This window comes from Tabrizicola sp., from assembly GCF_031377265.1.
In the GTDB taxonomy this organism is placed as follows: Bacteria; Pseudomonadota; Alphaproteobacteria; order Rhodobacterales; family Rhodobacteraceae; genus JAUYQR01.
Genome location: NZ_JANMET010000264.1, coordinates 1 through 3147, shown reverse-complemented (window position 1 = coordinate 3147; position 3147 = coordinate 1). Strand labels below are relative to the sequence as shown.

Below are 3147 nucleotides of genomic sequence, written 5' to 3'. Positions count from 1 at the left end.
AGCCGAAGATCGCGCCGGTGCCGTAGTCCATCAGCACGAAGTTGGCGATGTAGACCGGCAATTGCCAATCATTGTCAAAGGGATGGAGGACCGTGATGCCGGTATCCATCCCCAGCTTTTCGCCCGTCTCGATGGCCTCGGCCGATGTCCCGCCGCGCCGGCACTCGGCCACGAACGCCGCCACCGCAGGATCATGCCGTTCCAGATGCTTGGCCAGGGGATGATCCGGGCTGATCGCGGCAAAACTTGCGCCCAGCAGGGTATCGGGCCGGGTGGTATAAACCTCCAGCCGGTCAAATCCTTCCGGCGCGCTGTGCGTGGTAAAGGCAAACTGCAACCCCCGCGACATGCCGATCCAGTTTGCCTGCATCAGGCGCACCTTTTCCGGCCAATCCTTCAAGCCATCCAGCGCCTCCAGCAATTCCGCCGAATAATCGCTGATCTTGAAGAACCACTGCGTCAGCTCGCGCCGCTCAACCAGTGCCCCCGACCGCCAGCCGCGCCCGTCGATGACCTGTTCGTTGGCCAGAACGGTCATGTCGACCGGGTCCCAGTTCACCATCGCGGCCTTGCGGTAGATCAGCCCGGCGCTGAGCATATCCAGGAACATCGACTGCTGCTGGCCGTAGTATTCCGGGTCGCAGGTGGCAAATTCGCGGGACCAGTCCAGCGAAAAGCCCAGGGGCTTCATCTGCGCCTTCATGTCGGCGATGTTGGAATAGGTCCAGTCCTTGGGGTGGCCGCCGCGTTCGATGGCGGCGTTCTCGGCCGGCATGCCGAAGGCGTCCCAGCCCATCGGATGCAGCACGGAATGGCCGCGGGCGGACATGAACCGCGCCACCACATCGCCCATCGTATAGTTGCGCACGTGCCCCATATGGATGCGGCCCGAGGGGTAGGGGAACATCTCCAGCACGTAGTACTTGGGCTTGGCAGGATCGCGGCGCGCCAGGAAAACCCCGGCTTCATCCCAGGCCTTCTGCCATTTGGGTTCGATCTGGGCAGGTTCATAGCGCGACATCGGCGGCCTCATGCGTGGTATTGCGCGGAGTTACACCGACGCCGCACCAAAGGTCCAGTCTGCAGGTCCAGTCTGCGCGTGGGAGTTAGAGCTTGCTGTCGCGGATGCGGATCTGGCGGGCGCGCGTCAGGATCGCGTCTTCGATGGCGCGCACGGTTTCGGGTGCCACCGCACCGCCGCCCTGACCCTGCAGCGCAACTTTCAGGCTGCGGGCATCCAGCGACGGGTCCTGCACATAAATCGTCGCACGGTAGGCGCGGCCACCACCCGGCGGGCGGCCATAGCCGGTGACGATAACGCCGGTGAACGGGTCGACCGATTCGATGGGCAGAAAGTTCAGCACTTCGAGGCTGGCCTGCCAGAGATATTTGTTCACTTCGACCGTGGTGTTCGGGTCATCGGCGTTGGAGAACAGATCCCAGATCGTCGATCCCTGATCTTCATCCGGGTTCGCGGCGGCCAGTGCGGCACGCTGCGCATCGGCCCGTTCCTTGCGGCTGAGCTGGTCTTCCGAGGGGATCGTGGGCTGCGACCGGCGGAACAACCCGCTGTCGCCGCTGGCAAGCCCGCCACCGCACGCGGAAAGCGAGGACACCAGCGCTGCGGCCACTGCAATCCGTCCGACGCGATGCAAGCTCATTCAGACCCCCTTAACACAGTTCTTTGCTGTCTAACCGACGGGTCAAGGCGTGCCAAGGGCTTTCGCGCCACCCGCCGCTCGGGGCGTGGTCGGCGCGGGAAACCTGACCTGTGACATTGCTGCATCAAAGCCGCAGGCATTTGCATTGCAATGTGGGTTGCCGTTGCAATCTGGCGCGTCTGGCGGGAAACACATCTCATTCCACTGCGGATTCCCCTGCGGCGGACTTAACCTTTGTGAAAGAGGGAAAAACATGAAAAACGTTCTTCTCGCGACCAGCATCCTCGCCCTGTCGACCGGATTCGCTGCCGCAGAAATCACCCTGTCGGGCGACGCTCGTATGGGCATCATCGACGACTTTGGACCGGGCGACACGGCATTCACCAGCCGCGCACGTGTAAAGTTCACGATGTCGGGCGAAACCGATGGCGGCCTGTCGTTCGGCGCTTCGTTCCGTGCTGACAACGCAGTTGGCGCGAAAACCGGCGACGCTGGCGAAGTGTTCATCTCGGGCGCATTCGGCAAGCTGACTATGGGCGACATCGACGGCGCTGCACAGCAGGCTGTAGGTAACGTTGACGGCGTGGGCCTGACCGGCCTCGGCGACCTGAACGAAGCGATCTATTTGGGTGCTGGCGACGGCCTTTCCGATCCGACCGCTGCCTACGAATACTCGGCTGGTGCGTTCACCGGGATCATCTCGGTCACCAACCCGGAAGCCGCCGCCAGCGCTTATGCCCTCGGCATGAAGTACGCGATGGGCAATTACACCTTCGCTCTCGGCTACGAATCCATTGATGACGCCGGCTTTGGCGTTGGCATTGATCACGTCATCGTCGGCGCTTCGGCGACCTTTGGTGCTGTCGCTCTGAAAGCTAACTTTGGCCGGGCCGAAGACGATAACGGCATCTCCGCCGACCAGTACCACGTTTCGGCGACCTACACGATGGATGCGCTGTCTGTGACTGCCTTCTACTCGGACGAAGAAGACTTCCTGCCGTTCTTCGGCCAGGGCGTCGGCTACGGCATCGGCGCGGCCTATGACCTCGGCGGCGGCGCCAAGCTTGTCGGCGGCTACGCCAAGAATGACACGGCTGACACCGACGCGTTCGATCTGGGTGTATCCTTCTCGTTCTAATCCTTCGGGATCAGGTGATCTGGAAAGAGCGGGCCTTCGGGTCCGCTCTTTTCATTTGAATGTGTGGTGTGGCGGATGCGCCACTGGGCCGAACCATTTTGGACCGGCAATTGCCGGAGCGGGCCTCAATTGCTAACATTCGTTAATTCAGATTGGAGACCAAGAATGAAACGCATCCTGCTTGCAACCACGCTTCTGGCCGCATCTTCCGGGTTTGCCGCCGCAGAAATCACCCTGTCCGGCGACGCCCGCATGGGTATCATCGATGACTTCGGAACGGGCGACACGGCATTCACCAGCCGCGCCCGCGTGAAGTTCACCATGTCGGGCGAAACCGATGGCGGATTG

4 protein-coding genes are annotated in these 3147 nt (G+C 62.0%); 2 read left to right on the top strand and 2 right to left on the bottom strand.

Features of this window, described 5'->3' with window-relative positions:
- Both RMO18_RS15080 and RMO18_RS15075 read right to left on the bottom strand, forming a co-directional pair.
- Positions 1-1021: class I tRNA ligase family protein (locus RMO18_RS15080; RefSeq protein WP_309666986.1), on the bottom strand; the 1021-nt coding region annotated here is incomplete at its 3' end.
- Positions 1022-1106: 85 nt separating this feature from the next.
- The gene (locus RMO18_RS15075; protein WP_309666985.1) at positions 1107-1661 is read right to left on the bottom strand and encodes a DUF3576 domain-containing protein; all 555 of its coding nucleotides are present in this window, start codon (positions 1659-1661) and stop codon (positions 1107-1109) included.
- Between the two features lie 253 nt (positions 1662-1914).
- Here RMO18_RS15075 and RMO18_RS15070 point away from each other — a divergent pair, with 253 nt between their 5' ends.
- Both RMO18_RS15070 and RMO18_RS15065 read left to right on the top strand, forming a co-directional pair.
- Entirely contained in the window at positions 1915-2799 is an 885-nt protein-coding gene (locus RMO18_RS15070) for a porin (RefSeq protein ID WP_309666983.1), read from the top strand.
- Positions 2800-2964: 165 nt separating this feature from the next.
- Positions 2965-3147, top strand: a 183-nt coding sequence (locus RMO18_RS15065) for a porin (protein ID WP_309666981.1), incomplete at its 3' end; no start/stop codon positions are given.